Source organism: Xanthobacter oligotrophicus (assembly GCF_008364685.1).
In the GTDB taxonomy this organism is placed as follows: Bacteria; Pseudomonadota; Alphaproteobacteria; order Rhizobiales; family Xanthobacteraceae; genus Xanthobacter; species Xanthobacter oligotrophicus.
This window is the reverse complement of record NZ_VTTL01000028.1, coordinates 1-2,225: the sequence shown is the minus strand read 5'-3', so window position 1 is coordinate 2,225 and position 2,225 is coordinate 1. Positions and strand designations below refer to the sequence as shown.

The 2,225-nt window shown below is 72.6% G+C and carries 1 protein-coding gene and 1 pseudogene; both read left to right on the top strand.

Annotated features, from left to right (window positions below; all coding sequences use genetic code 11):
- Positions 1–151, top strand: a pseudogene (locus tag FZ033_RS23875) (3-oxoadipyl-CoA thiolase); the annotation flags it as partial.
- Positions 152–154: 3 nt separating this feature from the next.
- Positions 155–2,225, top strand: a 2,071-nt coding sequence (locus FZ033_RS23870) for an FAD-dependent oxidoreductase (RefSeq protein ID WP_149578553.1), incomplete at its 3' end; no start/stop codon positions are given.

The following is a 2,225-nucleotide window of genomic DNA, read 5'->3' as shown; positions in this document are numbered from 1 at the left end:
CATAGCGCTTGGGCATCCTCTTGGGATGTCGGGTGCGCGGCTTGCGATGACGGCGGTGAGCGCGCTGGAGGTGCGCGGGGGCAGGTGGGCGGTGGCGACCATGTGCATCGGCGTCGGCCAGGGCATCGCCGCCCTCATCGAGAGGGTCTGAGCCGTGGATGCCGTGACACCTCCGGTCACCATTGCGCGACAAGGCGCCGTGGGGGTGATCGCCATTGATTTTCCGCCGGTGAACGCCCTGTCGAAGGCGGTGCGGCAAGGGCTGATCGACGCCGTGCGCATGCTGGAGGCCGATCCCGACGTGGCGGCGCTGGTGATCAGCGGCGGTCCGGGGCGCTTCATCGCCGGCGCCGACATCCGCGAGATGAGCCAGCCGCCGGAGGCCCCCTTCCTGCCGGACGTGGTGGCGGCCATCGATGCCTGTGCAAAGCCGGTGGTGGCCGCCATCGCCGGGGCCGCGTTGGGCGGCGGCTGCGAGATCGCGCTGGCCTGCGACCTCAGGCTCGGCGGGCCGAGGGCGCTGGTGGGTCTCACCGAGAGCCGGCTCGGCCTCATTCCCGGCGCCGGCGGCACCCAGCGCCTGCCGCGCCTGGTGGGGATTGCGCAGGCCATCGCCCTCGTCTGCGAGGGGAGCGTGCTGAAGGCGGGCGATGCCCTCGCCCTCGGCCTGTTGGATGGGGTGGTGGAGGGTGACCTCCTCGTCGAGGCCATCGCCCGCGCGCGGGACGTGCCCAAGCGCCGCCTCTCGGCGCTGCCGGTTCCCGCCTGCGATGGGGCGGCGGAAGAGGCTGCGGTGGCCCGCGCCCGCAGGGGGGCGAAGGGCGTCCCGGCCATCGGCGAGTCCATCCGCGTCATCCGCGCGGCGGGGGAGGGGGATTTCGCCAGCGGGCTCGCCGTCGAGCGCGCCGCCTTCCTCGCCCTGCGCGAGAGTGCCGAGGCAAAGGCGCTGCGCCATCTCTTCTTCGCCGAGCGTGAGGCGACGAAGGTGCCGGGGCTGGAGGGCGTCGTGCCGCGTCCGCTGGAGGCAGTGGCGGTGATCGGCGCCGGCACCATGGGCGCCGGCATCGCCGTGGCGCTGGCCGACGCCGGCCTTTCCGTCACATTGGTGGAGCGGGATGCGGAGGCCGCCGCCGCCGGCCTGCAGCGGGTGGCCGACCTCTATGCCCGGCAGGTGAAGAGCGGCCGGCTCACCGACAGGCAAGGCGCCGAGCGCCTCGCCCGCATCACCCCTACCGCCGACTGGGGGCGCCTTGCCGCCGCCGACCTGGTGGTGGAAGCCGCCTTCGAGGACCTCGCCGTCAAGGCCGACATCTTCCGCCGCCTCGATGCGGTGGCAAAGCCCGGCGCGGTGCTGGCCACCAACACCTCCTATCTCGACCTCGACGCCATCGCCGCCGCCACCTCCCGGCCGCAGGATGTGGTGGGCCTGCACTTCTTCGCCCCCGCCAACGTGATGAAGCTGCTGGAGGTGGTGCGCCCGTCACGCACCGCGCCCGATGTCATCGCCACGGCGCTGGCGCTGGCGAAGAAGATGGGCAAGCAGCCAGTGGTGGCGGGCAATTGCGACGGCTTCATCGGCAACCGCATCTATGCGCTCTACCGCCGCCACGCCGAAGTTCTGGTGGAGGACGGCGCCAGCCCGCAGGAGGTGGATGCGGCGCTGGAAGCCTATGGCTTCGCCATGGGCCTCTTCGCCGTGTCCGACATGTCCGGCCTCGACATCGCCTATGCCATGCGCAAGCGCCGGGCGGCCACCCGCGATCCGGCCGAGCGCTATGTCGCCATCGCCGACCGACTGGTGGACCAAGGCCGCCTCGGCCGCAAGACCGGTGCTGGCTGGTACGCCTATGACGCGGGGGGCGGAAAATCCGCCGATCCCGTGGTGGAGGCCGTGATCGCCGAAGCCCGCGCGGAAAAAGCCATCGCGTCGCGCGCCTTCACACCCGAGCAGATCCAGCGCCGGCTTCTCGCCGTCATGGCGAACGAAGGCGCCAAGGCCCTGGCCGAAGGCATCGCGCTGCGGGCCTCCGACATCGATCTCGCCTTCGTCCATGGCTACGGCTTCCCGCGCACCAGAGGCGGGCCCATGTGGGCCGCCGACCAGCTGGGCCTGCGCGCCATCCTCACCGAAGTGGAAGCCGCCCACGCCGCCGGCGGCGCCGGATCCGAGCCCGCGCCCCTGCTGCTGGCCCTCGCCCGCGACGGACGCAGCTTCGCCGACTGGC